Genomic DNA, 24,990 nt, shown 5'->3' with positions numbered 1-24,990 from the left:
CTTCTTAGAGCCAAGCAGCCTGACGCCACCCCTTTCTTTCCCCTCCCTCCACTGCCATGCACACTGACATAGACCTGAATCGAGAAGTAGAAGCCATCCAGATCCCGAGTGGGGATGCCATCCGCCTGCCAGCGGGGACAAGGGTGATCATCACGCAGTCGTTGGGCGGAACCTATACCGTGGCGACAGACCACGGATTGGCCCGTATCTCGGCCAAAGACGCCGATGCACTGGGAATCGACCCTGAGGAGGACAAAAAGCAGGAAACGCAGAGCTCCTCCAACATTCCGGGCGATGCGAGCGATCTGGAGATGCAGGTGTGGCAGCAGCTCCGCGGAGTCTACGACCCCGAAATTCCGGTGAACATCGTGGACCTGGGCCTGGTGTATGATTGTGCCGTGAGCAACGACGAGGAGGGCAAGACCAAGGCCTTGGTGAAGATGACCCTCACCGCCCCCGGCTGTGGCATGGGCCCCACTATCGCAGCTGACGCCCAAGCTCGTATCATGACCATCGAGCACATGGACGATGCCGCCGTGGAACTCGTCTGGGATCCGCCATGGAACCAGAGCATGATCTCCGAAGAGGGGAAAATGAAGCTGGGGATGATTTAGGCGCGAAGCGCCAAAAGAGTAAAAAGTGGATAGTAAAAAGTGAAAAGTGGGGAGCTTGAGTCACAGGCTCTCCCTTTTCGTTTTTAGCGCCAAGGACTACGGGGTGGAAACTTCGTGGCCGCGGTAGGCTGAGTCCAGGGGTGCCTTCGCAGGAAGCCGCTCGACTTTTTACTTTTTACTTTTCACTTTTTACTTTTCACTCATCGTCCATCTCACCCAGCAAGTTCTTTCTCTCTTTCCCATGTCCTCCCCGTCCATCGGCACCCCCTTCACATCTTCGGCAATCCGTGTTCTCATGCTTGGCTCTGGAGAGCTGGGCAAGGAGGTGGTGATTGAGCTGCAACGGTTCGGGTGTGAGGTGATCGCCGTGGATTCTTATGAAAATGCTCCTGCCATGCAGGTAGCTGATCGGGCGCACGTCGTCTCCATGCTGGACGCGGAGGCGCTGCGGGCAGTGCTGGTGGCGGAGAAGCCGAATTTGATCGTGCCTGAGGTGGAGGCGATTGCCACGGATGTTTTGGTCGAGCTGGAGGCGGAGGGTTACAAGGTGGTGCCGACGGCGCGGGCGGCGAAGCTGACGATGAATCGGGAAGGCATCCGTCGCCTGGCGACGGAAGAGCTGGGGCTCCGTTCTTCGCCGTACAAGTTTGCCGCGACGGAAGAAGAATTCCGTGCGGCAGTGGCAGAGATCGGGATGCCCTGCGTGGTGAAGCCGATCATGAGCAGCTCCGGCAAAGGGCAGAGCGTGGTGCGCAGTGAGGGCGATCTGGCCTATTCCTGGAAGTACGCGCAGGAGGGCGGTCGGGCTGGCAAGGGCAAGGTGATCGTGGAAGGCTTTGTGGACTTCGACTATGAAATAACCATGCTGACGGTGCGCCATGCCGGCGGCACGTCCTTCTGCGAGCCGATCGGGCACTTGCAGATCGACGGGGACTATCGCGAAAGCTGGCAGCCGCAGCCGATGACGGCAACAGCGCTGGCGGAGTCCAAGCGCATCGCCGAGGCCATCACCACCGCCCTGGGTGGATGGGGGCTCTTCGGTGTGGAGCTTTTTGTGAAGGATGATGTGGTGTGGTTCAGCGAGGTCTCCCCGCGGCCGCATGACACGGGATTGGTGACGATTATTTCTCAGGACCTCAGTGAGTTCGCGCTGCATGCGCGTGCGATTCTCGGGTTGCCGATCCCCAACATTGCCCAGCACGGCCCCAGCGCCTCCGCAGTGATCTTGGTGGAAGGGCATTCGCAGAACGTCCAGTTCGGCAATCTCACGGCAGCGCTGAGTGAGCCGGATACGGCTCTGCGGCTCTTTGGCAAACCCGAGGTCAAAGGCAAGCGTCGCATGGGCGTGGTGGCGGCTCGGGCGGAGAGCATTGAGGCTGCACGCGAGAAAGCTCGCAATGCGGCGGGGGCTGTGGATGTGAGGCTCTGAGTGGGATGTGCGCCGCCGTTGATTGAAGAGTGCACAAGCAAGTGAATTGCTAACGCTTCGTCGGTTAATCCGGCGTGCGCGACGGAGTCTTCAGTAGTCGGGGGAAAAGGGGCTGCGGCGTTGGAATGGTCGGCTCACGACCCGCTAACCTTCCAGAAATTCCCGCTCCAATGGAGGATCATGAAGGTCAATGTCGCTGCAAAATTCAGGTGCATGTCACGCGACAAATCGGCATCGTTGAACATCGAGTATTGAGGTGGGTTTCATGATTGCTCTCAGCGAATATTCCCCTCAGCTGCCTGATAGCGCGAGCTTGAGGGATCTCCATCGGGCCACGGAAGCCGCGCGGATCGCGGGTTGCAGGATCTATCACATTCCACAGGAGTTGCCGGAGGGGGTGACGGCAGATGATGCGCTGTGGCATGTGCCCGTACAGGCCGGTCCGGATCCGGTGCCAGCAGTGTGGATTGGATACATTCCTCTGCCAGAACACTACGGGTCGGTCTATGACGCCGCATTGCGGAAGAATATCCGCCTTGTGAATTCGCCCGACGAGTTCCGAAGAGCTGAGGAGTTTGATCGGTTCTATCCCCTACTGGCAGATCTCACGGCAGAGAGTGTCTGTGTGGACGAGGCGGACGCAGGGGCCTGTGAGGCGGCAGCGGCTCAATTGGGGTATCCTGTGTTCGTGAAAGGGACGGTACAGTCACTGAAAGCCAAAGGCTTGGCGGCCTGTGTGGCCAAGGATGCAGCGGAACTGCGGGAGATTGTGAGCCGGGTTTTGAAGAATCGGCGAAAGTCGCTCGGGCGGGTCATCATTCGGAGGCTGATGAAGCTGAGGCATGGTCGGGTGGGCCCAGGTGGATTTCCGTTGGGGCGGGAGTACCGGGTGTTTGTCTATCGTGAGCAGGTGCTGGCCATGGGGTACTACTGGGAAGGGGATGATGATCTCGCCGGGCTTGCAGAATCAGAGGGTGCGGCAGTCACAGACTTGGCCCTGGAGGTGTCCCAAAGGCTGGCAGTACCGTATGTGGCCGTCGACGTGGGACAGCTGGAGACAGGTGAATGGAGGGTGATCGAAGTGGGGGATGCTCAGTTCTCCGGTCTGAGTCGGGCCCCAATTCACAAATTGTGGGCAGGACTGGTGGGTTGAGAGCTCCAGCTGCTCTTTCCGCAGGGGGAACTCATCATGGCTGGCCTTCGGTGCCGAATGAATCTCAACGATCTGCTGGAGTCGGAAGGGTTAAGGAAATTGACGTCGGCAGGCGAAGGCTGTGTCAAGCCACCAGCACTCCAAGACGCTTCGCGCCGAAGAATGTGAGGAGTAGATCGAACCCTTGGTGGGACTGGTGGTTCGAAGCTTTGAGAACCCAGAACCGAGCTACTTCGCCATCTTGCAATAAGCCCGCACCTTGGCGCGGCACAGCAACGCGAACTGGACGATGGCCCAGGCAGCGGAGACGATGAGGCCGATGATCAGGGAGATGGTCATGGTCACTTCCATGATCTTTTGTGTAGTGGCGTCGCCACCGGCACCTTTCATCGCCTCAACCATGACCGGGCCGGACAGATGCGTGTGACTGACCCATCCGTTCACGGTGGCCACCACCACGGCGAGGACGGCCAGAACCAGGGTGAGTTTGCGCGCCCATTCGCGTCCGCGGATGAGGCCGATGGCAGAAGCCAGTTGCACAGGAATGAGGACTAACGAAAAGCCCATGAGGACCTTGTAGTAGGCGGCGTAAGTGGCGTCATTTTGCAGAATGGCCGGCACGGGATTGCCGGGGTACATCTCCGGCTTGACCAGCATCATGATGCTGGAAAGAAGGCCGAAGATGCCAAACGCGGCAAAGGCCAGATTGAGGATGCCGATGACGAGGAGTGTCTTCGGCTTCTGGATGGGGAGAGTAGGAGGTTGCATGGGGAATGGGAGGTGAGAGTGTTCTACTGGCAGGCCTGGCGAGCGCGGGGGCGGGTGAGGAGGATGATCTGCAGGAGACTGTAAGTGAGAGATAGAGTGAAGAGCGTGAGCAGGACAACCTTGAAAATGGCTCCCAAGGTGCCGAAGACAGCATTCAGAATCTCCAGCTTTCCCTGAATGGAAGGATCTGTGGAAGTCACGGGAGCGGATGCCTGTGGGCCTCCTGGCAGAGGGAGGATGCCGGTGATCACGGCAATGCCGCCGGTGCAAACAAGGAATTGCAGGCTGGCGAGAACGACAGTGGTCTGCCGCGCCCATTCCCGCAGCCGGATGAGGCCGATAGAGGCGACAATTTGTAACGCGACCACAAGGGTGCCGATGCCGAAGAGCCACAGATGTGCCGAGGTTCCCGGCGTTCCTGATACAGGATTCTGACCCGAGCTGATGATGGGGAAGAGGCTGGAGCCGATGCCAGAAACCGCGAAGCACAGATTCATGATCCCGAATGCCAGCAGTGCCCTGGGAGGGCGGGGGGCGGCTGCGGGCGGCGTGGTTGTGGCTGTGGCCGCGACGGTGTGTGGAGCGGGTAAGTCCGGTGGCGACTTTGGCTGGGGGAGCGGAGGGGGCGAGTCTGGGGACATCGGGCGGTCTTTTTAGGGGGAAACCTTTTTGGGAAAGGGGCGGGTGGGGAATGATGGGTGTGAAATGGAGAAAAGCAACGGGGTCTGAAGGCGGGCGCGGGACGGCTTGTCTAATGGTTCCGGGCAGGAGCGGGCTGGGGGGGTGATATTATTTTTGTTGCTGGATTGTGGAGCGGAATTAGCCTGAGCGGCATGAAAGTACTCCTTCCATGTATGCTGATGGGTTGTGTCCTGACCGCTGCAAATTTGACCCCGGTCTGGGCGGAGGGGAAGCCGGCGGTACCCCACGAGGCAAAGACAGAGGGGGTGAGGGAGGTGCAGATAGGCGGGGCGCGCTGGAAGCTGGAGTACCAGGGTGTGAACGCGGACGGAAGCCTGGTCGATGTGACGGGCGTCAGGCTAAATGGAGGCGAGCCGGCGGGCAGTATGTCCTTTCGCGCCGGCCGGGCGTTGGTGCTGGGGGACCGGATTGAGATAGGAAACAACTTCAAGCTGCAAATGGGCTCGTCGCTGATCCAGAACACTGAAGACCATGCGGGGGAGGTGCTGATCTACGACCGGCAGTTCAAGGTCAAAGGCCGTACGAAAACCCGGGTGGCGGCCGGCGGCGGGGATGGTGCGACCGAGTAACAGACGGTGCGCCCGCCGAACTTCAAAGTTCAAGCAGCCGCACCAAGCACCAAGCACCAAGCACTAAGCACCTTTCCCACCCCACATCTTCTTTTCCCAAGCCTTCTGTTTACCCTTTGCTTCACGGAGGAAGGGGGCGAGGGGGGCGAGATTCATGATGAGGTGGTTGAGCCAGCTGAGCGGCCACTTGAGGGGGCGCTCGAAGTCGATGAAAAGGACAACACGATACCCGTCGGTATCGTTCCAGACTTCGTGGTTCCACGTGTCGTCAAAGATGAGGCACTTGCCTTCCTGCCAGGTGTGAATCTGATTGGCGATGCGAATGCGGCATTGCTCGCGAGGTTCGGGGACGAGCAGCCCCACGTGCAGGCGCAGCACTCCAGCCCACGCGCCACGGTGGGAGGGGATATGTTTACCGGGGGAAAGGATGCTGAAGAAGGCAGTGGTGAGCCCGGGGATTTTGTCCAGGAGCTTCATCGTCTCCGGGCAGCGGGCGGAGTTCTCGCCACAGTCCATGCCCACAGCCTTGAGGAAAAAGGTCTTCCAGTTGTCGTCCGTCTGGATATCGCCCACTTCCTTCATGATGTCCTGGAAGCTGGGCATGGCGTCGCGAAACTTCATGACTTGGTCCAGCTCGGCACGAACGCTCTGCCAGTCGGCCTCCACGTCGTCCACCCAGGGGAAGTGCTTGTTGCTGTACACCGGGGGATCTCCCAAGGGCGAGAAGCGGGCGATGACGTCTTCCACCCAGTCCTGCAGGGCCTCCAGCTTCTGGCCCAGAGGCGTGGCGGCGGGCTTGATGCGATGGGTGCGATCGTACGCCAGCAGAGGGAGACTGCCGAGCGCGTGCTGCTTCTTGTATTCAGTGGCTGAAGTGTCAGCGGGGCTGGCTGCGACAGGCAGGGAGGCGGGAGCAGGAGCGGACATGGGGTAAATGCAGAATGGGGAATTAGGAATTCGGAATGAAAAATTGCAAATGAGAATGGATGAATGGTAGAAGCGGTGACGACCAGTTCCGCAAACCGATAGTACGGCGGATGCAGGGTGGGGAGATGGGGTGCATTTTCGGGTCGGCAGCGGGAATTCCCTTATCTGGTGCCTCTCCTCTTTCTTTTGGTTTGACAATTCTAGCCTGGCGGGCAGAATCCCTCCCACGCAGGTGCCAGAGATGGTGTCGCTGTGCGAATGCGGGCGTAGTTCAATGGTAGAACACGAGCTTCCCAAGCTTGATACGTGAGTTCGATTCTCATCGCCCGCTCCACAGAATGAACGAGTTATGACTCGTGTTCTGGAAGGGTTTCAGGAGTAGCTGGGACTCCCGATTAAAAGTGCAGTTGTCGCCGCATGCAACGTTCGGCGTCTTCCTTGGCCGCTTCTTCCGAACGGAGCAACCCCTCGGTGGCGACACGGTTCGAGTCGCCAACACCCCCTGCTTCCACCATGGAAGTCGCCACATTCCATCGTCCACTGGCCTGGCCCATGGCGGGTGGACATTGGCTGCCTTGAGATCGGGAAGGATTGCAAATCATGCCGCCCCAACCGCTTCCAAGTTGTGCCTCCGAACCATCACGTCATGGTTTATCAACATCAGGTACCCTCGGAATGTCTCGGGGCCCAAGATTGAACTGGGGCGGGGCAGGAGTCCATCATGACTCTCTGCATGAACAAGGGTGCCCTGTTTTGTGAAAAGGGGCGGTTGGTGCCCTGCGCTCATGAGTAAGTCAGCTTCAACAACAAGAAGGGCTCCCAGCCTAGCGCCAGGAGCCCATGTCGGAGCTGGTTCGATAAAAAGAATCAGGGCTCAGGATAGGGTGAGTAGTCCCAGAAGTTGTAAATCCCATCGCTGTCGGCGTCGCCATTCACTGAGGAGCCTGGCCAGGTTAGACTGTTCCATGGGCTCCAGTTGCTCTGGTCGTAGGGGGCGGGATCCTGGTTGTCTATGAGGCCGTCACTGTCGCTGTCTACATTTGGATCGCCCCATCCGTTCCAGTAGTCATAAGGGTACGAGTCGGAGAAGTTGGAAATGCCGTCGCCATCCGAATCGCCATTCGCGTCGCCGTACCAAGTTGTCGAATTGACGCCGCTGAAGTTGTACGGATCGTTAGGCGCAGGATCAACGGAATCCGAAAGCCCATCTCCATCACTGTCTTGAGGATAGGGGCTGCTGTCCTGATAGTTGGGGATTGAGTCTCCATCAGCATCGCCCAGTACATCGCCGTACCAGGAAACGGCATTCGCAGAGCTGTAGTTGCTGCTGTCTTCGGGATAGGGGTCGATGTCATCATTGATCCCGTCCCCGTCTGTGTCCGAGTCCGCAAATGCGCTCGTGACCGCAAAAGCCATCAGTCCTGCTGTGACGAGCAAGCCTTTTGCCAGGAACCTGAAATGGGTTCCCTGAACCATTGGAATGAAGAGTTTGATTTTCATATGCGTGGAATAACTGAGCCCTCATAAAAATCCGGTTTTTCCACATAGATCAAGACTTTACTTCATGGGGTCGGTGAAATTCGCCTATCCTTTTGGGTAGTGTGTAAGTAAGCAGGTGGGGCGCCCTCATTGTTTCTCAGTCCCATGCGTTCAACCGCCGTCTCGCGGTGATGTTCATGCGGTGAACGAAGTTGGCCACTTCGCGACGGTCCACATCGTTCCCTGCGCAGGTGGGAATTTGGCCCGTGTTGAAGACAGCTTCCGTGAGCCGTTCCAGGAGGTCGACACTGACGGTGGCGTGAAGCTTTGGGGCATCGGAGTCGAGCGTCGAGGCTGCGGCGGGTGAGTCGTGGTTGCCATCCCACATCACGGCACTCTCCCACTCGTGCTCGAGTGGAGTGCTCCGCAGGATTTCGCGAATGAGAAGGGCGACCGGTCGGTTGATCGCGTAAGTGACGGATTGCATGAATGACTGAGCAACAGGAACGGATTGGTCAGGCAGTCGCCAACAGCGATTGGTGGTGACGACGGGAAACAAGGATGATCGAACAGGCAGAGCGAGAATGTTCGATTCGCTTACCGGGAGGCTTCCCAACAGACGATGGAACTGGCAGGGATGACGAGCGGCTCCTGGCCGTCTGTCTCGAAGCGCAGTTTCTCATGGAGCACCCTCACTCGGTGGGCATGTACCACGAGGAGGGTCCCGTCTGTGAGTGTCAGTTCGTAGCTATTAAGTTCTGGAGTGGAGTCAGGTTGAATCCCATCACTGGACATAGACCATTGAACGCCGGAGGTTCAGCGGTGTATGTAAGATACCCTGTGCGCTGAGCCTCCTGGCCGGGCGCAATTGTAATGCAGAGGCGGAGCAAGGGAAGGGGATTTTTTGTATGGTTTCCAGAACCGCGCGGAGGCTGAGACGTCACGCTTGCAGGGGCTTGAAGGCCAGGGCCTTACCAGTCGGACGAGCCCCACCAGTACCAGTTGGGGGAATGGGTGTCGCGGCGCATCTGGGCACCTGGATGGAGGGCGAGGGGGTGGCTGAGGTGGTAGCCCCGTCGAGAGTCGTCGGGCAGGTAGGTGACGGACACAGTGAGATACCAAGGGGCGATGAACTCGGGAGCGTGGGGGAGTGCCGCCGGATAGTGCTGGGTGCCGTGGCGGGTGATTTCCTCAAGCTGGCTGACGAGGTGATCACCATGGCGGCGGGCCAGATGTTCTTGCCAGCGGGCGAGGCCCAGGGAGGCGGCGATGGTGAGTGCGAGAGTCAGCACGCTGGGAACGGCGACAAGAAGGGTGCGAGAGAGTGTGCGCCAGAGAGTGGAGGCATGAGTGGACGGGTGGGCGGGATCGGTGAGGACCGGCAATGGCACCAGGAAGTCGCCTGCGGCGATAGCGGAGGCTGTGATGATGACGATGGCCCAAATGGCGACGGGGATGTGAAACAACGGATGGCGGTGGAAGAGCAGAGCAGCACCCGCTGCGATGATGAGAAGAAGGGCCCACGCCTTGTAGGGAGTGACGAAGGTTGAAGTCGCGGTGAGAGTCTGGGAATGCGGCAAAGGGGAGGCCCTGCGGCGAAGCAGGTGGCAGCCAAGTATGAGGAGCAGAGAGACGGTGCCAGTGCCAAGATGCGGGTGGACCCAGAAGACATGGCTACTGAGGTTGTCGTAGATGGCGTAGCCCTGCAGGAGCATGGAAAGCTCGACCATGGCAATGCCGAAAATGGCGAGGCCGAGGGCATATCGGCACCAACGGGTGGAAGTGTTAAGGATCTCAAGAGCCCGGGCTGAAAGGGGTGCAGGCTGTAGCAACGCTGCGAGAAGGCATGCCGCCGGGAAGACCAGTATGAGTGCCGTGACCGTGAGAGCCAGTTGATCAGGGAAACTGGTGGGGGCGCCGCCGGCGAGCAAGGGCTGCATGGTGAAGGGGTGATGTCGCAGATGCGACGAGGTTCCTCATTTCAGCGGAGTCGCTGGGGCGACAGACTCAGGTGCATGCGGGGCGGTAGTCACCCCGGTGGCTGCTGGACGGCTGCGTTGTTCCTTGAACTTGGCAGCGTCAGCGGGAGGCATGGCCATGACGATGGCCTTGTTTTTGAGCGTGAGGCGTTCCGGCCCGGTGAGTTTCTGGCCGAGCTTTTGTGCGGCAGCGGCTTCGAGTGCGGAGAGCTCTGGTACGAACACGAGCTCATATCCCCGGGGGTTGGGAAGCTGGCTGAGGTCTTGATAGGCTCCGACTTGGGCGAGGCGCAGGGTGCCGTCGTGGGGTTCGTCGAGCTTGGGGGAGGTGAATTTGGCCTGGGGGGCTTCGGAGGCAATGCCGACAAATGCTCCAACAGTGAGCCGGGCTGGCAGGGGCGGGGTGCCAGGCGGGGCCTGGATCGGACCGAGGGCCTCGTCGGGGATGGTGATGTCCAGCGCTTCCTCGGTGGCCATCACGATCTCGACGACGTCAAGGTCATCGGCACCGAGGGAGGCGAGGGTGGACTCGGGCTTGATGCTCGCAACGGGGACCTTGAGCTGCCGGGCGATAATGGACTGCACCGCGGCAAGGGGCGTGGTCGGGGAAGGCTCGGATAGAGTGGGTGCGGCGGGCTGTGCTACAGGAGGGGTGGGGGCCGGGGAGGACTTGGGATCACATGCCGTAAGCAGTAGCGTGAGAAGGGCGAAGCGCAGGCAGATGATGGAGGTTTGAGACATGCAAACGGAAGCGGAAGTGCGGACCCACCCTGAGGGTGTAGCCCGTTTTTGCATCAGTTTACATTGAATGAGACGACGTTTGAAATGCAAAAGAAGGGCGTGATGGCCAAGCCATTCAATTCGGTCACCCGCATTCCGTCTGCTTAGAATGTGCGCTTCATCCGATTTCGGCGCAGGATGGCTCCCATAGCTGCCAGCAGCAACAGCACACCCCGCGTCGGCTCGGGTGTCACCACCAGGATGCCGTGCTGGGCAAAGAGGTCAAAGTTCCATTCCCAGTTTGCATCCGCCAGGGTTGGCAGGAGCCACATCTGTTCCGCTGTCAGTGCACCGGCGTTCAGGACGCCAAAGTCCAGCAGGTGGAAGGCATCGCCCCAGGTTGGCTTGTAGCCGTTGAGCGGGTTGAAGTGGAGGCTTTGGACGGCTGACAGGTTCAAGGCCCCTGTTATCTCCAGATGGTCATGATCTCCCACGTCTTCCAATTGCGAGGCAAACAGAGTGGCGATGTCCTCCACTGACGTGCCGCCGACGTTGAAGGTCGCCCCGGCCACGTCAAACACCACCCGGGCTCCGGCATTCACATACACAGTGCCAGTCACCTCCAGACTCCCCACTGGCGAAGTCGCGCCACCGCCTGCGGAAAGTTCACCACCTGGTGCGCCGCCGTACAAGAAGACATCTCCCGTGACTTTGCCGGTGCCGCCCGCGCGAGCTCCTGCGTACACATCCAAATTGCCGTAGAAGTGCGAGGTGTTAACCAACAGGGTGCCTCGCATGACTTCCGCAACTCCGATGGAACCCGTGCCGTTCAGCGTTGACGCGACTCGGGATGTTGCCCCCAGCACCACAGTGCCCGTGGGGGCCGCTTCATAGTATCTGATGGTGCCTCCGCTTGTCGTGGGATTGACCAGTTGATTCACATCCATGCCCTGCTCCCCCGCGATCACGATGTTGCCTTGAAAGGTCGCGCTGCCCCCGCTCTCTGACACAAGGTTAACCGAGCGGTAGTCGCTCTCCAGAATGCGGATGTCTCCGGTGAATGTGGCGTCATACGCGGCACCGTTGTGGTTGATTTGCCCCACACTTAGTTTGTCGGTGTAGTCGGATGTCGTGTTCATCACCGACACATCTCCATGAAAGGTGAAGTCTCCCCGCAGCAGAAAGCCTGACTGGTGGGTGCCAGCCAGCAGCGTCTCGCTCCACGAGATCTCTGAGACGTTCTCCCACGCCACGCCGCTGGCATTGGCCGCGGCGATCACCACTTCAGACCCGTATCGCGCCGTCACCTTGCCACCAAAGGACATGTTTGCCCCCTCGAAGATGAGCTGCTGGTTGTTCTGTGCGATCAGCCAGAGCGAGACCACGGACGGAATTGCCGAGCCGCCAGTCAAGTTGCCGGTAAATCTGAGCTGGCGTTGCGTGGTGCCACCATGCAGCAGGAGGGCGCGCGCTCCGCTGAGGGTGGAGAGGGCGATGTTGTAGCTGATGGTGGTGCCCCCGTTGGCGGCGCTGATGGTGCTTGCCGTCAGATCCCAGGTAACCGCTCCCGTGTCGGCAAAGTACAGCGTCTTGTTTCCCGCACCCAAACTGTCAGCATAGGCCTGGGCCACATACCCCGCCAGGATGTGCACGTCGCCGGTGAAGGTGTTGTGCCGGTTGAAGAGGATGCGTCCACCGCTGGAGGTGGTGTTGCTGGTAAGGGTCAAAGCCCCGTCTCCGCTGATCACCCCATCCAGCGTCACCCGGCGGAAAGTGCTGGTGGAGCCTCCGCCGACGCGGGTGAGCGTGAGGTCGTCCTCCAGCACCATGTCAGCCCCCAGTGTGAGGCTGCGGTGATCTGTCACTGTGCCAGTCCCCAGCATGTTAAGAGTAAGTGAGGGGTTCGTGCCGCCTGCTGTGGCTTGAAATACCAGTTTGGATCCCGCCGTGCCCGCAGCTGCCAGCTGCTTGTCGGTGAGCCCGTAGTCCGCGCCCAAAACGACGAGGCTGTTGACGTGATAGGTGCCATCCAGTGTCAGCGTGTCCCCGTTGAGGTCAAAGCCTCCCATGCTGATGTTCGACGGGCTGCCGGAGGTCGTGCTCGGTGCGCCGCCTGACCAGTTGCCGGCCGTCGCCCACGAATTGTTGACCGTGCCCTGCCAGACTGACTGGCCATGGGTTGCGACCGCGGTCAGACCCAGGAGCAGGGTATTGAGAAGCAACCGTGCAGCCCGGCTGCGGAGGGGTTTCCGTGGAACACAGGGAATGGGCCGACGGGAGAGGGTTCTAGGCATCATGCGCATTTCAGGAGTTGATGATGCCGCCGTATGGTAGCGGAATGCGTGCCCCTTGCCAGTGTGGAGCCGTTTCGCCGGTGGCTGAGTTGTAGACTTTTGTCAGGTCATATTCATACCATTAAGTGCGTTAATAGGATGTGAGCCGTGGAGTGATGGGGTTCGGAGGCCCGCTGGTGCGGGGCTTGACTCCAGGGGTTGGTGGTGAGATTTGGTCTAAAAACAGGGTCTTATAAGTGAAAAAATGGCCCTGGATGCCGCTGGTGTCCCTGTTTTTTCGTGGTGGACAAGGGTGGTGATGTGTTATGGGGAGGAACCCAATGGAGCCCTTTGAAACAAGGATCGGCGGCGGAAAGTGAGCTGAAAATGGCGTGTGAAAAAGCGGGTGATGAGTGCCTTGGATCACTTTTGCATCATTTTGGGTCCAGTTTGCATTGATAAATATTATTCATTTCGGCACGCGTTCCGCTATGATGCCAGGTGGTTTCAAAATTCACCCTCCTATGAAACTGGAAATCCACGACCCCCGTAGTGCTGCGACAGGCCTGGAGCCGGCAGATGCCCCGTCATTCACTCCCATGTGGGATGTTCCGGCGATTGCCGCATCCGCTGCTGACAAGCCCGGACTGCGCGTCTGCGCAGGACGCCGCAGATCCCACGCTGCTGGCTCCACCCTGGTGGAAATGGTTGTCACCGTGGGGCTCGTGGTCTCCGTCATGCTGCCTCTGGTGGGCATGCTTACCATGGGCATGGAAACGAGCCTCAAGGCCGGCGTCAACACGATCGGCTCCCGCATCACCAACCAACTCCTCGGTGAGATGCAACAGGCCCGCTGGAAGGACCTGGATAACTGGGGGCGGGACACCCTCTACTTCAATGATCAAGGCCATCTCGTGAAGGATGGGGAGAACAGCCCTGAGGTTGCCTTTGTGGCCAAGGTGCACATTGCACCACCTGGACTCACGCTTACCACCGGCAATGCTCCGGTGAGCAACGGGATGCAGCGGAAGGTTACGACGCTCATCTCACCCGCCGGTGCCCGCCATGGTGAGCGCCTGCTGACGGAGGCGCTCACCGCGCTCGAGCAGGGGAAACCCACTCCGGCCTCGGTGAGGGTGGGGCATGGGCTCATCATCAATACTGGCAAGGGTGCCTGACCTCCTCCACCCATGAAGCCCCCGATCCCCGCCTCCTGGGGCGCAAAGCCCCCACTGTGTCCCCATCTCCAGCGGCCACCTTCACGCGGATTCAGTCTGGTGGAACTCCTGACCAGTCTGGCGATCTTCTCCATCGTCCTGGTTGCCATGGGCGAGATGGTGGGCGCCGTGCTCAATCAGCTGCGCATCGGTGAAGCCCGTTTCAGTCAGTTTCAGGAGTCACAGGCGGCCTTTGACAGCATCACCCGCCGGCTCTCCACCTGTGAGTTGAATCCCTACTATGATTTTCAGTATCCAGGTTCTCCGCCAGACACCAGCGCGGTGCCCACTCGCTATGATCTGGAGTCCGATCTGCACTTCGTGAGCGGTCCTGCCACCAGCGGGCCCAATGCCCTGCTTTCTGCTGGATCTCACCCAGGACATGCCATCTTTTTTCACGGGACCTTTGGTCTCACCGACAACCCGGCCTGGAGTGAGCTTGGCACCTTGTTGAACAGCTGGGGTTACTATCTCGAATTCGGCGACGATGACGGTCAACGGGCCGGATTCCTGAATGCGGGATCCACCTCGCCTCGCCGGCATCGCTTCCGGCTTAAGGAACTGCAGGTGCCTGCAGAGGCCTTGCGAACCTATGCCGCGGGATTGAACAACCAGACCAGTGCTGCCGGGCTCTACTCCTGGTTCCGAACAGCTGCTGCTGCGGGACATTCGCACACTCTGGCGGAGAATGTGGTGGCGCTCGTCGTCAGTCCCCTGAGCCCCGTGCCGGAGACCGCCACCACGGAAAAGGAGACGGGTATCGCACCGACCTACTTCTATGACACGCGGGCCTATCAACACGCAGCCACCAGCATTGCCTTGATGCAGCGCACCCGCCATCAGCTCCCGCCCATGCTGCGGGTCACGCTGGTGGCATTGGATGAGCCTTCCGCCCAGCGGCTCGCCGAGGAGAGCGGCTCAGCGATGCCCAATCTCCATCCCTCGGGGATCTTCCAGGACGCCACGAAGTTTGATGCCGATCTTGAGCAGTTCGAAAGCGCCCTCACAGACAGGAATCTGCGTTTTCGCACCTTCTCCACGACCATCCGGCTGCGCAACGCCCGGTGGAATGAACTCCCCTAAGCCTCGCGAGGCATTCCAACCCTCTGCCTCAAAGTCTCATGAGCACCCCTCCGACCTCCCGAGCTGTTTTGTGGTTAGATCGAAGAAGGAGTTCTGCGCGCTGTCAGGCCGGATTCACTCTCATCGAGCTGCTGCTGGTGGTTACCATCATGGCTCTCATGCTCTCACTTACAGCAGGTGTCTCCCAGGGGGTGGTGAATTCTATGAACTTCCGTCAGGCCATTCAGAATGTGAAGACTCAGCTGGACACGGCCCGCCAGACCGCGATGACGAAGAACCGCCCGGTCATCGTGCGGATCACTGAGGAGAGGGATGATCTGGGGGCTCTCTCATGGCGGGGCGTGCAGATCGGCATGGTGGAGGCAGTTGTAGATCCCTCCGCCACCGGTTACCAGCGCCCTCTGCCAGGCAGCTACGAGCCGGAATTCAAAGCTGCCTCATCGCCGGAGCGGCTGCCATCTGGCTTTGTGTTTCATCCTTCCGACGCCTACTCCACCTTGCTGGGGGAACATCCTTCCGTGGCCAGCGGCACAGTGGCGGGCCCGGATGGGGGATTGAGGAAATATCAGGAGTTCGTCTTCCTTCCTGACGGCCGTTGCGCTCTGCCCGCGGGCCAGTCATGGACGCTCACTGTGGTGCGGGAAAGAGACGTGACCGCTTCCGCGGACGATCTGCCCGCAGACTTCGCCACGATCCAGATCGACAGCCGCACGGCGCGTGCCCGCGTGTACCGCCGTTGAGGTGCTGCCGGGATCGCCAGCCGCCCTCGTTCTCTTCCCTCCAATCCCACAACTCCAACCCCGCTTTTGCGAAAAACCCCCTCACACCTGCTGCCGATGACCCCCCGTCCATCAGGAATGACCCTCCTTCCGGTCCTTTTCATTATTGCCCTCATCACCATCGTGGTGGTGATGTTCTTCGGACTCTCAACCGTGCAGTATCAGTCCTCCACCCAGCAGGCCGCCGCGCAGGATGTTGGCAGTTTGCGGGACATGGCGGTGAATCTCGCGATTGGCCAACTCCGTCAGGGTACCACAGAGAGCAATGCCGTCTGGATCTCCCAGCCCGGTGCCGTGCGCACCTATGCCTCCAATTCCGGTGCGCCCTCCCGCATCTACAAGCTCTACAGCGCAGGGGAGATGGTGACCTCTGCCACAGGACTCACTGCCGCTGCGCTCAATCTGGAGACGGACATTCCGCCCTCCTGGCAGAGTCTGCCGGAGGTTTATGCCGATCTCAATGAGCCCGCGATTCGAGATACCGGGGAGCTGGCGTTTCCCGTGCTTGACCCGCGCGCCATGGCGGGCAATGCCGGGGTCCCTCCACCTGGTGATACCACGCCTGAGGGGTTCCGTTATACCGCGAACCTGGCAGTGGGGGGCTCCTCAGTGGATGGAGTGCACCTGCCCGGTACTTTCCCGGAAGATCAGCGGCTGCCCATGCCGGTAAGGTGGATCTACCAACTCGCCAACGGAACGTATGGAGTGCTGGACCCCGCGACGAAGCAGTTTGTGCCTTTCCTGGATCAGGGCAGCGGCACCACGCCCAGTGTGGACAATCCCATCATTGGCCGCATCGCCTTCTGGACGGATGACGAAACGAGCAAGGTGAACGTGAACACTGCGAGCGAGGGCATTCATTGGGACACTCCCCGCGCTGCCACTCCGGAGGATGTGGCCTATGCGACGCAGACCCCGGTGAGGAATGAGGTGCAGCGTTTTGGTGGGCACCCTGCCTCCACCAGCCTCAGCAGTGTCTTCTTTCCCCGTGAGCGTCTGACTCCTGGTGTGGGGCAGGGGAATGCCCGTCTGCAGCAGATCTATGATATGGTGCCGCGGGTGAACTTCCGCAGCGGTACTGGCGCGGGGGCATCCGCCACCGGCATTCTTGGTGGCAGCGCCAGTCCGGTCGCGTTTGACAAGGACCGCCTCTACGCCAGCATTGATGAGTTCCTCCTGCAGGCTCCCGGCAGCGCTCCGCCCGCCCAAAGGGCCATGCAGCCACTCCTGGCGGGAGACCCTGATCGTCTTGCTCGTTTGCGCTTCTTCCTCACCGCGGAGAGCCGTGCGCCGGAGACTACTGCGGCGGGCACCGCGCGCATCTCCTTGTGGCCGACCAGTTGGGATCCTGATACCACTTCGAACCGTTACACCTCCTTCGACCGTCTCGGCATGTTCGCCGCCACTCTGGGTGGCAGGCCCTACTACTACAGGCGGTACATTAATCCAAACAGTGCGCTCACGGAATACGGCTCTTCCAACAGCACGGCAGCCAATTCGGAAAACTTGCGTGGCAATGCGGACCTGTCCCGCTATCTCGTGGCGCTGAGCACGCTGACGAAGCAAGGCTACGCCGGTTCACTCAAGGACAAGTACGGCCAGGCCAACATGGCCGCTGGTCTGATCTCCATGCTGGAGTACGTCCGCCAGACAAACATCCACGATACCACCCTCTCCACCAGCGGCAAAAAGGTGGATTCTTACGACCAGGGTGCCTGGGGCACTACATCCTTTCCTGGAACCGAGAGTCATGGGCAGATCATCAATGTAGCCACATCAGCGCTGCCCACGCCGATTGCCACTCACCTCCAAGAGGACCTGCTCATCCGGGCCAATGCGCTCAACCGCATCTATACGCTCTCGGAGTTTGGCCTTGTGCTCAGCCTTGCTGCGGAGAACCCCACCTCAGGCCCCAAGTTTAATGAGCCTCTCTGCAATCTTCTAGAGCTACCAGTCGGCTACAAGGCTGTGCAAATCGGCACCGTCTTTGAAGGCTTCTGCGCCAGCCAGGGCTACTCTATGATTGCGCCGTCTGCGGGTGTTCGGGTGGTGGGGCTGGAAAAGCTTCGCCTTGTCACCAGCCAAACTGGGATAATTGGCCGATTGGCCGGAGGGGTGGTTACCGGGGCGGACCCCACCTACACCCAGACGGGCTTCAACAGGTGGGGTCGTTGGAATCACAGCGTGCCTCACCTCTGCTATCTGACCGGGATTCCCATGCCTGGGGCGTCGACCAAGGTATCCAAAGGTGCGGACTGGTGGATCGGGTGGGGCGGCTCTGGCGGGCGCAGCCTCTACGTGGACGCTCCCACCAAGACCGGTATCGGCAGCTCCGGAGGTTATGTCAAGAACATCACAAATATCGGTGAGGCAAACTTCTACATGCCACAACTCGGAGAGACGGTCTCGAACCAGACGCAGGCAAGCATTTACAGTCGGGGCTACTTCCTCGTGCCCAGTGCGGACACACATGTTGGCATCACAAGCGATGAGGATCCTGCCAAGATCGTGCCCATAGAGCTGCACAGTGGCTATGTGAACTATGGTCCCGAACACGCCCGCATCCGGCATTTTATTACCATTCCCACGGGCATGGAGGTGCCGGTGCCCAAGGCTCCGGTGGCCCTGCTTCCCACCTGGCGGGAGCGCATCGCTGCCGCCAGCGCCAACCGTGCGCGTGCGCCAGAGGTGATTGACCGCGGGGATGTTGTCCGCACCTGGACGGTACGCCATGGTGACTACCGCCTGGTTTCCATGCGGGAGTATGAAGAGAGCCATGACGAGACCAACAAGCTCTTCCTGCCTCATCCGGACTGGAATCCTGGCGAGGCGGGTGGCGAAGCGCAGAACAAGCTGCAGATCCACTCCTTCACCAAGGCAGGCGGCGAGTGGGAGCGTCAGCAGCAGGGTGACCCTCGCAGCCCGAACTCCGCTGTGGCCCAACCGGTGGATGCCCGTCCAGCGCGTGGGCTTGCCGCGGGCGTGACGTATGCGGAAAAGACTCAACCGGACTTCACGCGCCTTCCGACGTCCTCCTTCTACTTCCCAGGCAAGCCAGCCAACTATCCCTACAGCCTGGACCCCAGTGATACGCGGGATTGGGATAACGGCACCGGTATTGCGCCTGATGGTGCCTACTGGAACAAACCTGATGACGTGGCCAAGATCGCTGATGGCACCATCCCGCCCTACTTCTCTGCCCGGCCTTGGGACGGAGTGCGCCCGGAGGAGCTCAATCAAACCAGCGCGCCCAATCAGCTCATCCCGTCTGCCGTCATGTTTGGCTCGATCTCCTCGGGCGTGGTTACGGGGTTGCCTTGGACGACGTATCTTTTCCGGCCGAATCTTTCACCCACTGGACATGTGGGTGAGAGGGGGCAGTCTGTCGCTGGCAGCGACCCCAATGCGCCACCGGATCACACGGTGCTGGACTGGTTCTGGATGCCGGTGTTGCAGCCCTATGCCATCAGCGAGCCTTTTTCTACCGCAGGCAAGATCAACATGAACTATCGCATTGTGCCCTTCACGAACATCCGCCGTGCCACCGGCCTGCATGCGGTCCTGAAGAGCGAGCGGCTATTGGCCATCCCCAACGATGCTGGAGCGACCTACAAGGACTATGCCAGCGCTTCCGTCAATACCGGCTGGCGGCACTATCTGGATGTGGACAAGACGCTCCTCCAGTGGGACCTCAAGTTCAACAGCGGCGGCTTCTTCAAGCACGCCAGCGAGATCTGCGAGCAATTCCTCGTACCTGAAGGCCAGGGCATCTCCGCGACCAGCACCAACGCCCTGCGTGTGGAGATGACGCAGTACTGGGACAATCACAGGCTCACCGGGGACAACACTCTGGAGCGTCCCTACGCCAACCTCTATCCACGTCTCACCACCCGGTCCAACACCTTCCGGGTGCACTACCTCGTCCAGAGCCTGAGGAAAGCCCGCACCAGTGATCCGCTGACCTTCGATCCCGCCAAGGACGTCGTGACGGGGGCAGCGCAAGGTGATGCGCTTGTGGAGCGCGCCATTGACCCCAATGATCCTGCGCTCTCCACCAGTCAGTATGACTACATGGCCAAGCTCAATGCGGGGACCTTCGCCACTGATCTCGACTCTGGCGCTCTCAAGTCTCTGGACACGCTCTACACCTGGCGCATCCGCCAGGTCCGGAATTTTGCGAAGTGAGGCCCGCTGCGCGGGAGACAGAAGACTTGAAGACTCAAGACCTGAGCTGTCGCCGGTTTGGTTGTGATGGGGGGCGCTTCACTCCCTCAACCAAAAGCCCCAACCCTGCCAGCGTTGCCAGTCAGAGTTGGGGCTCAAAATTCCGCAAAACCCAATCTTGTTAATCTTCTGAAAATCTTGTCAATCCTGTCCAAAAAGGAAGCCTCTACTCCAGCGGCGGAAGCTTCGCACTGTAGTGCACTGCGCGGTGGCGGTTGTCGTCGTAGGCGAAGTGAAGCCACTGCTTGTCCTTGCTCACGAAGCCGTCCGGGTAGTTCATGTTGCCCTTCGGGCCGTCGCTGGATTCCGGCACCAGCACGCGCTGGTAGGGCCAGGTCTTCAGTCCATCAAAGCTGATCCACAGAGCCATTGGCGTGCGGCGCTTCGGATTGGGGTTGTGCAGCATCGCCACTGTATCGCCGCCCAGCGAGTACAGAGTAGCCTTGCTGCCAGGATTGGGGATGTCTGTCTTTTCCGCGAACTCGGGCCAGGTCCGGCCGCCGTCTTTTGACTCCGTGTAGTAGAGGACTCCTCCCAGTTTGTCGCCACGGATGATCATGGCGATGCGTCCGTCACTCAGTTCTGCCAGGTTGTTCTCTGCCCAGCCGAAGTATTTGTCATCTGTGGTCAGGCGGATGTTGCCGTGTTCTGTCCAGGTCTTGCCGCCATCACTGCTCATGATTACCCCATTGCGAGGATTTGTGAAAGCGCGGTCAAGGGGCGCTTTGTCCTGCTCTGCCTCAGGGCCAACGTAGTGCTGGAAGGGGAGGAGGATTCTGCCGTCCCTGGTGATGATGTGGTTGCGAATGAAGGTGCGCTCCTTCAGGCGGCCCGGCACCTCCTGAGGCTTGCTCCAGGTTTTGAAGGAGTCATCGCTCGTCAGGAACCACGAGCGCCAGTCATTGGCCCAGTGCTTGGAGTGGGTGGAGAAGTAGAGCGTGGCCCGCCCGTCGCGGATCATGAGCTCCGTTGGGCCCTGGCCGATCGTCTTGCCCTCACGGGGAAAGCCCACGTCGAACGACTCCAGTGGTGTCCATGTTTTACCTTGATCCTTGCTGCGGGTCACGCCGGTGTAGTTGAGCGGGGAGGGTTCGGTGTCGCCGCCAGCCAGGATGAAGAGAATCCATGAGGTGTCGGGAAGTTCCCGCAACGTGGTGTCACACACCATGGAGTTCGGCTTGATGCCTTCGTAGGGGACGGAGGTGCGGTCCAGCTTCGCGTCTTCCGCTGCCTGAACGGTCCAGTCTTTGGCCAGAAGGGGGCTCAACTGGGAAAGAGGAAACAAGGCCGCGGCCATCGCCAGCCGGGTCAGACCATGAAGTGAGTGTGCGAGGTGTTTCATGCGTCTGGCAAATACGGGGCCAGCGGCGGTTTCGCGCAGACCATGGGGTGCAAAGTGGTGTTATGGTAACATGAGGCCCGCTTCGCGGGAGATGGAAGACTCAAGACCTGAAGTCTCGCGGGGCCAAACATATCAATCTGCCTCTCATTTCCCACTCGCGCGAAGCGTCTTGGAGTAGGGTGGCTTGACACCGTTTGCGCCAGCCGACTGCATGCCTCCTCCTCCCATTCTCCGGGCTTTCGTAGGCACATTAGATCCAACTCGCACTTTCACCTTCCAGTGCCCTCTTTGTTTCGCTACGGTGGCTGTGCTTCTGTCGAAAAATATCCCCTGCCCCCCCATGAATCGCCGCGCACTTATCACATTGGCCAGTACGGGCCTTGCCCCGCTCTTAGTCCGTCAGGCTATCGCCGCCGATGACAAGGCCATGGTAAACGATGCTGCCAACATGGCGCCAACGATCCGTATGACCAGCGGGGCGTGGCTCAAGGCGGCTTTCGAGCCGGGCGACTTCATCGTTGCCTACTATCTGCGCGATCCAGAAGACAAAGACAACCGTCCACAAGTTCCTGGTGGCGATCCATTCGGCAGTGGGGATGGTGGAGCTTGGGCGGAAGAGAAGGGGGCCGTTTCACCGAAGAAGATTCTGGCGGCAGAGACTTCCCGGAGCCTGACGCATAGAGTTCTGAACACTTCAAATTCGCAGCACTCTGTGATGGTTGATATTGCTGCGCTGATCAGCCGCAAAGTAAAAGAGGCGCGGGTGTGCGAGGCTGACGCAGCTCCTCTGGTGGCTGCGCTGCTGGACAGCAAGGAGCTTCTCAATATGAAGGACTGCTACTCGCCACGGCACCTCGTCCTTTTCTACGATCCCTTTGGCAGGGTGAAAGCGGGGCTGGAGATTTGTTTTCAGTGCGAGAGTTTTCGGGTTGCTCCTGCTGCCCGGGAAGGGAATTGGGACACAGGCGACCTCCTCACGGTTGCTCGTCTGTTCGATAAACTTGGTCTTCCGCTGGGAAATGAAAAGTACACCTTGAAAGCGTACGAGGAATTCATTCTCAGCGAGCGTGCTGAAGGGAAGTCGGCAGCAACGCCTGAGGCAGGGGCAAATAAAAAGGCGGCCCGATGAGTTTCAACGAACCAAGGAGCACCATGGGCTCTGATCTCGTCCGGGCTTCGTTGGCGCTTTTGGCCGGCGCGACGGCGGTCTTGTTGGCGGCCAGCATTCCCATCGTTCCCAAGGTGTCGTCTGAAGTGAGGGGTCGCACTGCCTGCTTAGCGGTCTTTGGTCCCGGTTCATGGGCCGCCGGTCGTGCTATGACGGCTTCTCGTGGAGACGTGGCCGATATATTCCTCCGGGAGTTGCTGGCCCCGGGAAATTTCGTGATGGCCTATTCGATGCATGATCCAGTCGGGAAAATGGGTTCCCGGTCGGACTATTCGATCCGGAACTCCAAAGGTGAACTCAACGTCGGTGACTTGGTGAGCCGCGTAGCACACTAGGTGCGGCTTCAGAATGCTGTTGCCATCAGTGTGATGAAGTCGCTGTTGGGCAGTCGGCTGGAGTTGGATCCTGCAGCGTGCTTTTCTCCCCGGCAGCTTGTAGTGTTCTATGATCCCCATGGTTCGCCAGTCGGGGTCGTGGAGTTGTGCTTCACTTGCCGGAGGTACACCCTCCTCCGGCCCGGGGTGCCCACGCTATTCTTTGGGAGAGGGGACCTGCTGGCTGTGGCTGCCTCCCTCAATGAAGCCGGATTGGCCATTGGGCAGGAAGTGCCTGATTTGGCGACTTACGCTGCGGGACTTCAGCGCAGCAGGGACAACTGGCTGAAATGGACGGATGAGGCAGCGGCTGAAGACGATGCCAATGGAGTGTCTGGTTGGCGGTGAGTCTTATTGGGCCGCTCGCGTACGTTTGAGACCGTCCATCCGGACGCTTGACCGCACAAGATATAGTGAACTTTATGGTTGAAGGCGGATAGCATTTTATCGTCCAATCTCGCGTGCCCGTTGCATTCCTGTCTCGCGGCTCTTTCTCTAAACCACCCACCTTGAACCCCTGAACCATCTTATGAAAACAACCCTTTGCTCCTTGCTGGCCGCTCTCACGGTCGGCCTCGTTTCCTGTAGCAGCGGCCCCAACGCCCAGACCGGTACGGTACTCGGCGCCCTCGGCGGTGCCGCTGCGGGCGGCATCATCGGACACCAGAGCGGCCGTGGCCTGGAAGGTGCCGCCATCGGTGCCGGCCTTGGCGGCCTTGGCGGAAATATGATCGGCGGCGCGCAGGATCAGCGCAACTATGAGCGTCGTGAGTACTACCGCCGCGGCGGTGGCTACGGCGGATATGGTGGCGGCTACGGCGGGTACTAAGCCGTCGCGGCTTCCTGGCCGATTCGATTCGATTCCAGCTTGGCTCATCGACCAAGTCCTTGCGTGGCCGTCCCTCCCTGGGGCGGCCACGTTTGTTTTTGCCGACAGGTCGAGGCCTCCTCACTCCCCAGGAGAGTGGACGAACGCCCAGTGACGTGGCATTTGTTCGAGTTCTCCTGCCAGCGTCATGATCCCTCTCCCGGTTGATTTTCCGCTTCCAGACGGCCTTTCAGCAGGGGCGTCGTCGGGAGGGCCTTCGGACCGCGTTGAAGAAGTGGCTCCGGTGCCGGTCTTCCGCCAGTTGCGCCTCTTCGCGGCGGAGAATCCCATGCGTGCGCGGTTCCCGCGCAATTTCATGCAGGCGGTGCCGCGCGAGCCTGGGGTGTATTATTTCCGCGACGCCAGTGGTAAACTCCTCTATGTCGGCCAGTCGCATGAGCTGAGAAAGCGCGTGGGCAGCTACCGCCACGTGCATCCCGATCGTCATCCACGCCGATTGGTCCGTCTGGTGCATCAAGTGCGGCAGATCGAGTGGGAAATCTGTGAGAGCCCCGAGGCTGCCATTGAGCGTGAGCGGGTGCTTCTTCTGGAGCTCCGCCCCGGCTTCAACCGTGCGGGCGTCTGGAAACCGCCGCCCTGGTGGCTGAGGGTCGGGGTAGGGGAGCGGACGGAGGATTCAGGGATCCACCAAACAATGCTCCGGATTGAGCTTTGGGCGGATGCCGCCCTGCATCATGGCACCGGCAAGGGAAACTCGGAGGCAGGAGATCTTGTGGGAGGTGTGCCGGGTATCCCGCCACCAGATGCAGAGCCGGTCAATACCACGCTCCTGGGACCGTTCCCGTCTTCCTTCCGCTGGGTGCACGCGGCACTATTGCGGTGTGTGCACCGCTGGTTGTTTCCAGAAAACCCGCTGTATGCCCTGCCCGCTGGCCTCATGGGGGATAAGGCTCTGCGGGAGATCTCGTGGGCGCTTCCGGATGATCTGCCGGCGGCGGAGGTGGCTCAGCAGATTTGTGAATGCTTGAAGGCACCGTCAAATGACGGGGAGTCCACTCCCATCCCCCTGCTCAGTGCCTTTGCCGCGATCGTCCACGATGGCCTCCCGCCCATGGAGAAGGAGTTCTGGCAGGCCCAGGTGGAGGCTGTGACGAAGTTCGTTGAGAAGCACGGCCGGGGGGTGGTGGGGTGAGGGACTCCATAGCAGGAGTGAGGGACTCAAGGCTCAAAAGGAGGGGAGTTTAAAAATCTTCAAAAAAAGAGCCTCCTGTTGTTGACGAAAAGAGGATGTGGGGTAGTATCAACACCCGCACCGAAAACGAGCGGCTGAGACAAAAAAAGCGACGCAGGCAACTGCGGCC

Annotated in this window: 21 protein-coding genes, 1 tRNA gene and 1 pseudogene; 14 read left to right on the top strand and 9 right to left on the bottom strand. The window is 60.0% G+C overall.

The features are described 5' to 3' along the window. Positions 1–56: 56 nt before the first annotated feature. The 3 genes from sufT (at position 57) to BV034_RS24110 (ending at position 3,196) form a co-directional block, all read left to right on the top strand. Entirely contained in the window at positions 57–614 is a 558-nt protein-coding gene (sufT, locus tag BV034_RS24120; RefSeq protein ID WP_050029527.1) for a putative Fe-S cluster assembly protein SufT, read from the top strand. Between the two features lie 241 nt (positions 615–855). Beyond that, a complete protein-coding gene (gene purT, locus BV034_RS24115; RefSeq protein ID WP_050029526.1) occupies positions 856–2,043 on the top strand; it encodes a formate-dependent phosphoribosylglycinamide formyltransferase in 1,188 nt (395 codons plus the stop codon). A gap of 265 nt (positions 2,044–2,308) precedes the next feature. Beyond that, positions 2,309–3,196 (top strand): ATP-grasp domain-containing protein, encoded by an 888-nt coding sequence (locus BV034_RS24110; RefSeq protein ID WP_050029525.1) that lies wholly within the window; start codon positions 2,309–2,311, stop codon positions 3,194–3,196. Between the two features lie 228 nt (positions 3,197–3,424). On the opposite strand, the gene BV034_RS24105 is transcribed toward BV034_RS24110, so the two are convergent. Beyond that, positions 3,425–3,964 carry a hypothetical protein gene (locus BV034_RS24105; protein ID WP_050029524.1) on the bottom strand — a complete coding sequence of 180 codons (540 nt, stop codon included), beginning with the start codon at positions 3,962–3,964 and terminating at the stop codon, positions 3,425–3,427. 23 nt (positions 3,965–3,987) lie between these two features. Continuing rightward, complete coding sequence (locus tag BV034_RS24100) at positions 3,988–4,461, bottom strand: hypothetical protein (protein WP_050029523.1); 474 nt, start codon at positions 4,459–4,461, stop codon at positions 3,988–3,990. Between BV034_RS24100 and BV034_RS36380 the strand changes: the two genes are divergently transcribed. Both BV034_RS36380 and BV034_RS24095 read left to right on the top strand, forming a co-directional pair. Next, complete coding sequence (locus tag BV034_RS36380) at positions 4,460–4,621, top strand: hypothetical protein (protein WP_265593401.1); 162 nt, start codon at positions 4,460–4,462, stop codon at positions 4,619–4,621. The genes BV034_RS24100 and BV034_RS36380 overlap by 2 nt on opposite strands. Positions 4,622–4,797: 176 nt before the next feature. Beyond that, the gene (locus tag BV034_RS24095) at positions 4,798–5,235 is read left to right on the top strand and encodes a hypothetical protein (RefSeq protein WP_265593400.1); all 438 of its coding nucleotides are present in this window, start codon (positions 4,798–4,800) and stop codon (positions 5,233–5,235) included. Between the two features lie 63 nt (positions 5,236–5,298). On the opposite strand, the gene BV034_RS24090 is transcribed toward BV034_RS24095, so the two are convergent. Next, complete coding sequence (locus BV034_RS24090; RefSeq protein WP_081888073.1) at positions 5,299–6,162, bottom strand: aspartyl/asparaginyl beta-hydroxylase domain-containing protein; 864 nt, start codon at positions 6,160–6,162, stop codon at positions 5,299–5,301. A 260-nt stretch (positions 6,163–6,422) separates the two neighbouring features. Between BV034_RS24090 and BV034_RS24085 the strand changes: the two genes are divergently transcribed. Further along, positions 6,423–6,496: transfer RNA gene (locus tag BV034_RS24085), tRNA-Gly, on the top strand. A 533-nt stretch (positions 6,497–7,029) separates the two neighbouring features. On the opposite strand, the gene BV034_RS24080 is transcribed toward BV034_RS24085, so the two are convergent. The 5 genes and pseudogenes from BV034_RS24080 to BV034_RS24055 all read right to left on the bottom strand — a co-directional run bounded on the left by BV034_RS24080 (position 7,030) and on the right by BV034_RS24055 (position 12,637). Beyond that, complete coding sequence (locus BV034_RS24080; protein WP_050029521.1) at positions 7,030–7,662, bottom strand: hypothetical protein; 633 nt, start codon at positions 7,660–7,662, stop codon at positions 7,030–7,032. Positions 7,663–7,798: 136 nt separating this feature from the next. After that, the gene (locus BV034_RS24075; RefSeq protein ID WP_050029520.1) at positions 7,799–8,128 is read right to left on the bottom strand and encodes a hypothetical protein; all 330 of its coding nucleotides are present in this window, start codon (positions 8,126–8,128) and stop codon (positions 7,799–7,801) included. Positions 8,129–8,612: 484 nt separating this feature from the next. Beyond that, the gene (locus BV034_RS24065) at positions 8,613–9,581 is read right to left on the bottom strand and encodes a hypothetical protein (protein WP_050029518.1); all 969 of its coding nucleotides are present in this window, start codon (positions 9,579–9,581) and stop codon (positions 8,613–8,615) included. Between the two features lie 471 nt (positions 9,582–10,052). Continuing rightward, positions 10,053–10,205: pseudogene (locus tag BV034_RS36880) on the bottom strand (phosphopantetheine-binding protein); the annotation flags it as partial. Between the two features lie 299 nt (positions 10,206–10,504). After that, on the bottom strand, positions 10,505–12,637 hold the full coding sequence (locus BV034_RS24055) for a PEP-CTERM sorting domain-containing protein (RefSeq protein WP_265593399.1): 2,133 nt from the start codon (positions 12,635–12,637) through the stop codon (positions 10,505–10,507). Between the two features lie 500 nt (positions 12,638–13,137). Between BV034_RS24055 and BV034_RS24050 the strand changes: the two genes are divergently transcribed. The 4 genes from BV034_RS24050 to vccA all read left to right on the top strand — a co-directional run bounded on the left by BV034_RS24050 (position 13,138) and on the right by vccA (position 19,877). Continuing rightward, complete coding sequence (locus tag BV034_RS24050; protein WP_050029516.1) at positions 13,138–13,791, top strand: hypothetical protein; 654 nt, start codon at positions 13,138–13,140, stop codon at positions 13,789–13,791. 12 nt (positions 13,792–13,803) lie between these two features. After that, positions 13,804–14,913 (top strand): Verru_Chthon cassette protein C, encoded by a 1,110-nt coding sequence (vccC, locus tag BV034_RS24045; protein ID WP_050029515.1) that lies wholly within the window; start codon positions 13,804–13,806, stop codon positions 14,911–14,913. A 38-nt stretch (positions 14,914–14,951) separates the two neighbouring features. After that, positions 14,952–15,653, top strand: coding sequence for a Verru_Chthon cassette protein D (gene vccD, locus BV034_RS24040; protein WP_081888072.1), 702 nt, complete (start codon positions 14,952–14,954; stop codon positions 15,651–15,653). Between the two features lie 117 nt (positions 15,654–15,770). Beyond that, positions 15,771–19,877, top strand: coding sequence for a Verru_Chthon cassette protein A (vccA, locus tag BV034_RS24035; RefSeq protein WP_050029513.1), 4,107 nt, complete (start codon positions 15,771–15,773; stop codon positions 19,875–19,877). Positions 19,878–20,082: 205 nt separating this feature from the next. Here vccA and BV034_RS24030 read toward each other — a convergent pair whose 3' ends face one another. Beyond that, positions 20,083–21,258, bottom strand: coding sequence for a sialidase family protein (locus BV034_RS24030; protein ID WP_050029512.1), 1,176 nt, complete (start codon positions 21,256–21,258; stop codon positions 20,083–20,085). Between the two features lie 340 nt (positions 21,259–21,598). Between BV034_RS24030 and BV034_RS24025 the strand changes: the two genes are divergently transcribed. The 4 genes from BV034_RS24025 to BV034_RS24005 all read left to right on the top strand — a co-directional run bounded on the left by BV034_RS24025 (position 21,599) and on the right by BV034_RS24005 (position 24,821). Then, positions 21,599–22,387 (top strand): hypothetical protein, encoded by a 789-nt coding sequence (locus BV034_RS24025; protein ID WP_050029511.1) that lies wholly within the window; start codon positions 21,599–21,601, stop codon positions 22,385–22,387. Positions 22,388–22,794: 407 nt separating this feature from the next. After that, on the top strand, positions 22,795–23,148 hold the full coding sequence (locus BV034_RS24015; protein ID WP_265593398.1) for a hypothetical protein: 354 nt from the start codon (positions 22,795–22,797) through the stop codon (positions 23,146–23,148). 181 nt (positions 23,149–23,329) lie between these two features. Beyond that, complete coding sequence (locus BV034_RS24010) at positions 23,330–23,629, top strand: glycine zipper domain-containing protein (RefSeq protein ID WP_050029508.1); 300 nt, start codon at positions 23,330–23,332, stop codon at positions 23,627–23,629. 187 nt (positions 23,630–23,816) lie between these two features. Beyond that, the gene (locus BV034_RS24005) at positions 23,817–24,821 is read left to right on the top strand and encodes a nucleotide excision repair endonuclease (RefSeq protein ID WP_050029507.1); all 1,005 of its coding nucleotides are present in this window, start codon (positions 23,817–23,819) and stop codon (positions 24,819–24,821) included. The last annotated feature ends 169 nt before the right edge of the window (positions 24,822–24,990 follow it).

The organism is Verrucomicrobium sp. BvORR034 (genome assembly GCF_000739635.1).
GTDB lineage: Bacteria > Verrucomicrobiota > Verrucomicrobiia > Verrucomicrobiales > Verrucomicrobiaceae > Verrucomicrobium.
This window is presented reverse-complemented; position numbering and strand designations above follow the sequence as displayed.

What these genes read in the sequence shown, in the direction of transcription:
- BV034_RS24090 (WP_081888073.1), bottom strand. Translation starts at nt 6,162, where the DNA reads ATGTCCGCTCCTGCTCCCGCCTCCCTGCCTGTCGCAGCCAGCCCCGCT.
- BV034_RS24050 (WP_050029516.1), top strand. Translation starts at nt 13,138, where the DNA reads ATGAAACTGGAAATCCACGACCCCCGTAGTGCTGCGACAGGCCTGGAG.
- vccC (WP_050029515.1), top strand. Translation starts at nt 13,804, where the DNA reads ATGAAGCCCCCGATCCCCGCCTCCTGGGGCGCAAAGCCCCCACTGTGT.
- purT (WP_050029526.1), top strand. Translation starts at nt 856, where the DNA reads ATGTCCTCCCCGTCCATCGGCACCCCCTTCACATCTTCGGCAATCCGT.
- BV034_RS24025 (WP_050029511.1), top strand. Translation starts at nt 21,599, where the DNA reads ATGAATCGCCGCGCACTTATCACATTGGCCAGTACGGGCCTTGCCCCG.
- BV034_RS24015 (WP_265593398.1), top strand. Translation starts at nt 22,795, where the DNA reads ATGAAGTCGCTGTTGGGCAGTCGGCTGGAGTTGGATCCTGCAGCGTGC.
- BV034_RS24055 (WP_265593399.1), bottom strand. Translation starts at nt 12,637, where the DNA reads ATGATGCCTAGAACCCTCTCCCGTCGGCCCATTCCCTGTGTTCCACGG.
- BV034_RS24030 (WP_050029512.1), bottom strand. Translation starts at nt 21,258, where the DNA reads ATGAAACACCTCGCACACTCACTTCATGGTCTGACCCGGCTGGCGATG.
- BV034_RS24095 (WP_265593400.1), top strand. Translation starts at nt 4,798, where the DNA reads ATGAAAGTACTCCTTCCATGTATGCTGATGGGTTGTGTCCTGACCGCT.
- BV034_RS24075 (WP_050029520.1), bottom strand. Translation starts at nt 8,128, where the DNA reads ATGCAATCCGTCACTTACGCGATCAACCGACCGGTCGCCCTTCTCATT.
- BV034_RS24105 (WP_050029524.1), bottom strand. Translation starts at nt 3,964, where the DNA reads ATGCAACCTCCTACTCTCCCCATCCAGAAGCCGAAGACACTCCTCGTC.
- BV034_RS36380 (WP_265593401.1), top strand. Translation starts at nt 4,460, where the DNA reads ATGATCCCGAATGCCAGCAGTGCCCTGGGAGGGCGGGGGGCGGCTGCG.
- BV034_RS24065 (WP_050029518.1), bottom strand. Translation starts at nt 9,581, where the DNA reads ATGCAGCCCTTGCTCGCCGGCGGCGCCCCCACCAGTTTCCCTGATCAA.
- BV034_RS24005 (WP_050029507.1), top strand. Translation starts at nt 23,817, where the DNA reads ATGATCCCTCTCCCGGTTGATTTTCCGCTTCCAGACGGCCTTTCAGCA.
- BV034_RS24100 (WP_050029523.1), bottom strand. Translation starts at nt 4,461, where the DNA reads ATGAATCTGTGCTTCGCGGTTTCTGGCATCGGCTCCAGCCTCTTCCCC.
- BV034_RS24080 (WP_050029521.1), bottom strand. Translation starts at nt 7,662, where the DNA reads ATGAAAATCAAACTCTTCATTCCAATGGTTCAGGGAACCCATTTCAGG.
- vccD (WP_081888072.1), top strand. Translation starts at nt 14,952, where the DNA reads ATGAGCACCCCTCCGACCTCCCGAGCTGTTTTGTGGTTAGATCGAAGA.
- BV034_RS24010 (WP_050029508.1), top strand. Translation starts at nt 23,330, where the DNA reads ATGAAAACAACCCTTTGCTCCTTGCTGGCCGCTCTCACGGTCGGCCTC.
- sufT (WP_050029527.1), top strand. Translation starts at nt 57, where the DNA reads ATGCACACTGACATAGACCTGAATCGAGAAGTAGAAGCCATCCAGATC.
- BV034_RS24110 (WP_050029525.1), top strand. Translation starts at nt 2,309, where the DNA reads ATGATTGCTCTCAGCGAATATTCCCCTCAGCTGCCTGATAGCGCGAGC.
- vccA (WP_050029513.1), top strand. Translation starts at nt 15,771, where the DNA reads ATGACCCTCCTTCCGGTCCTTTTCATTATTGCCCTCATCACCATCGTG.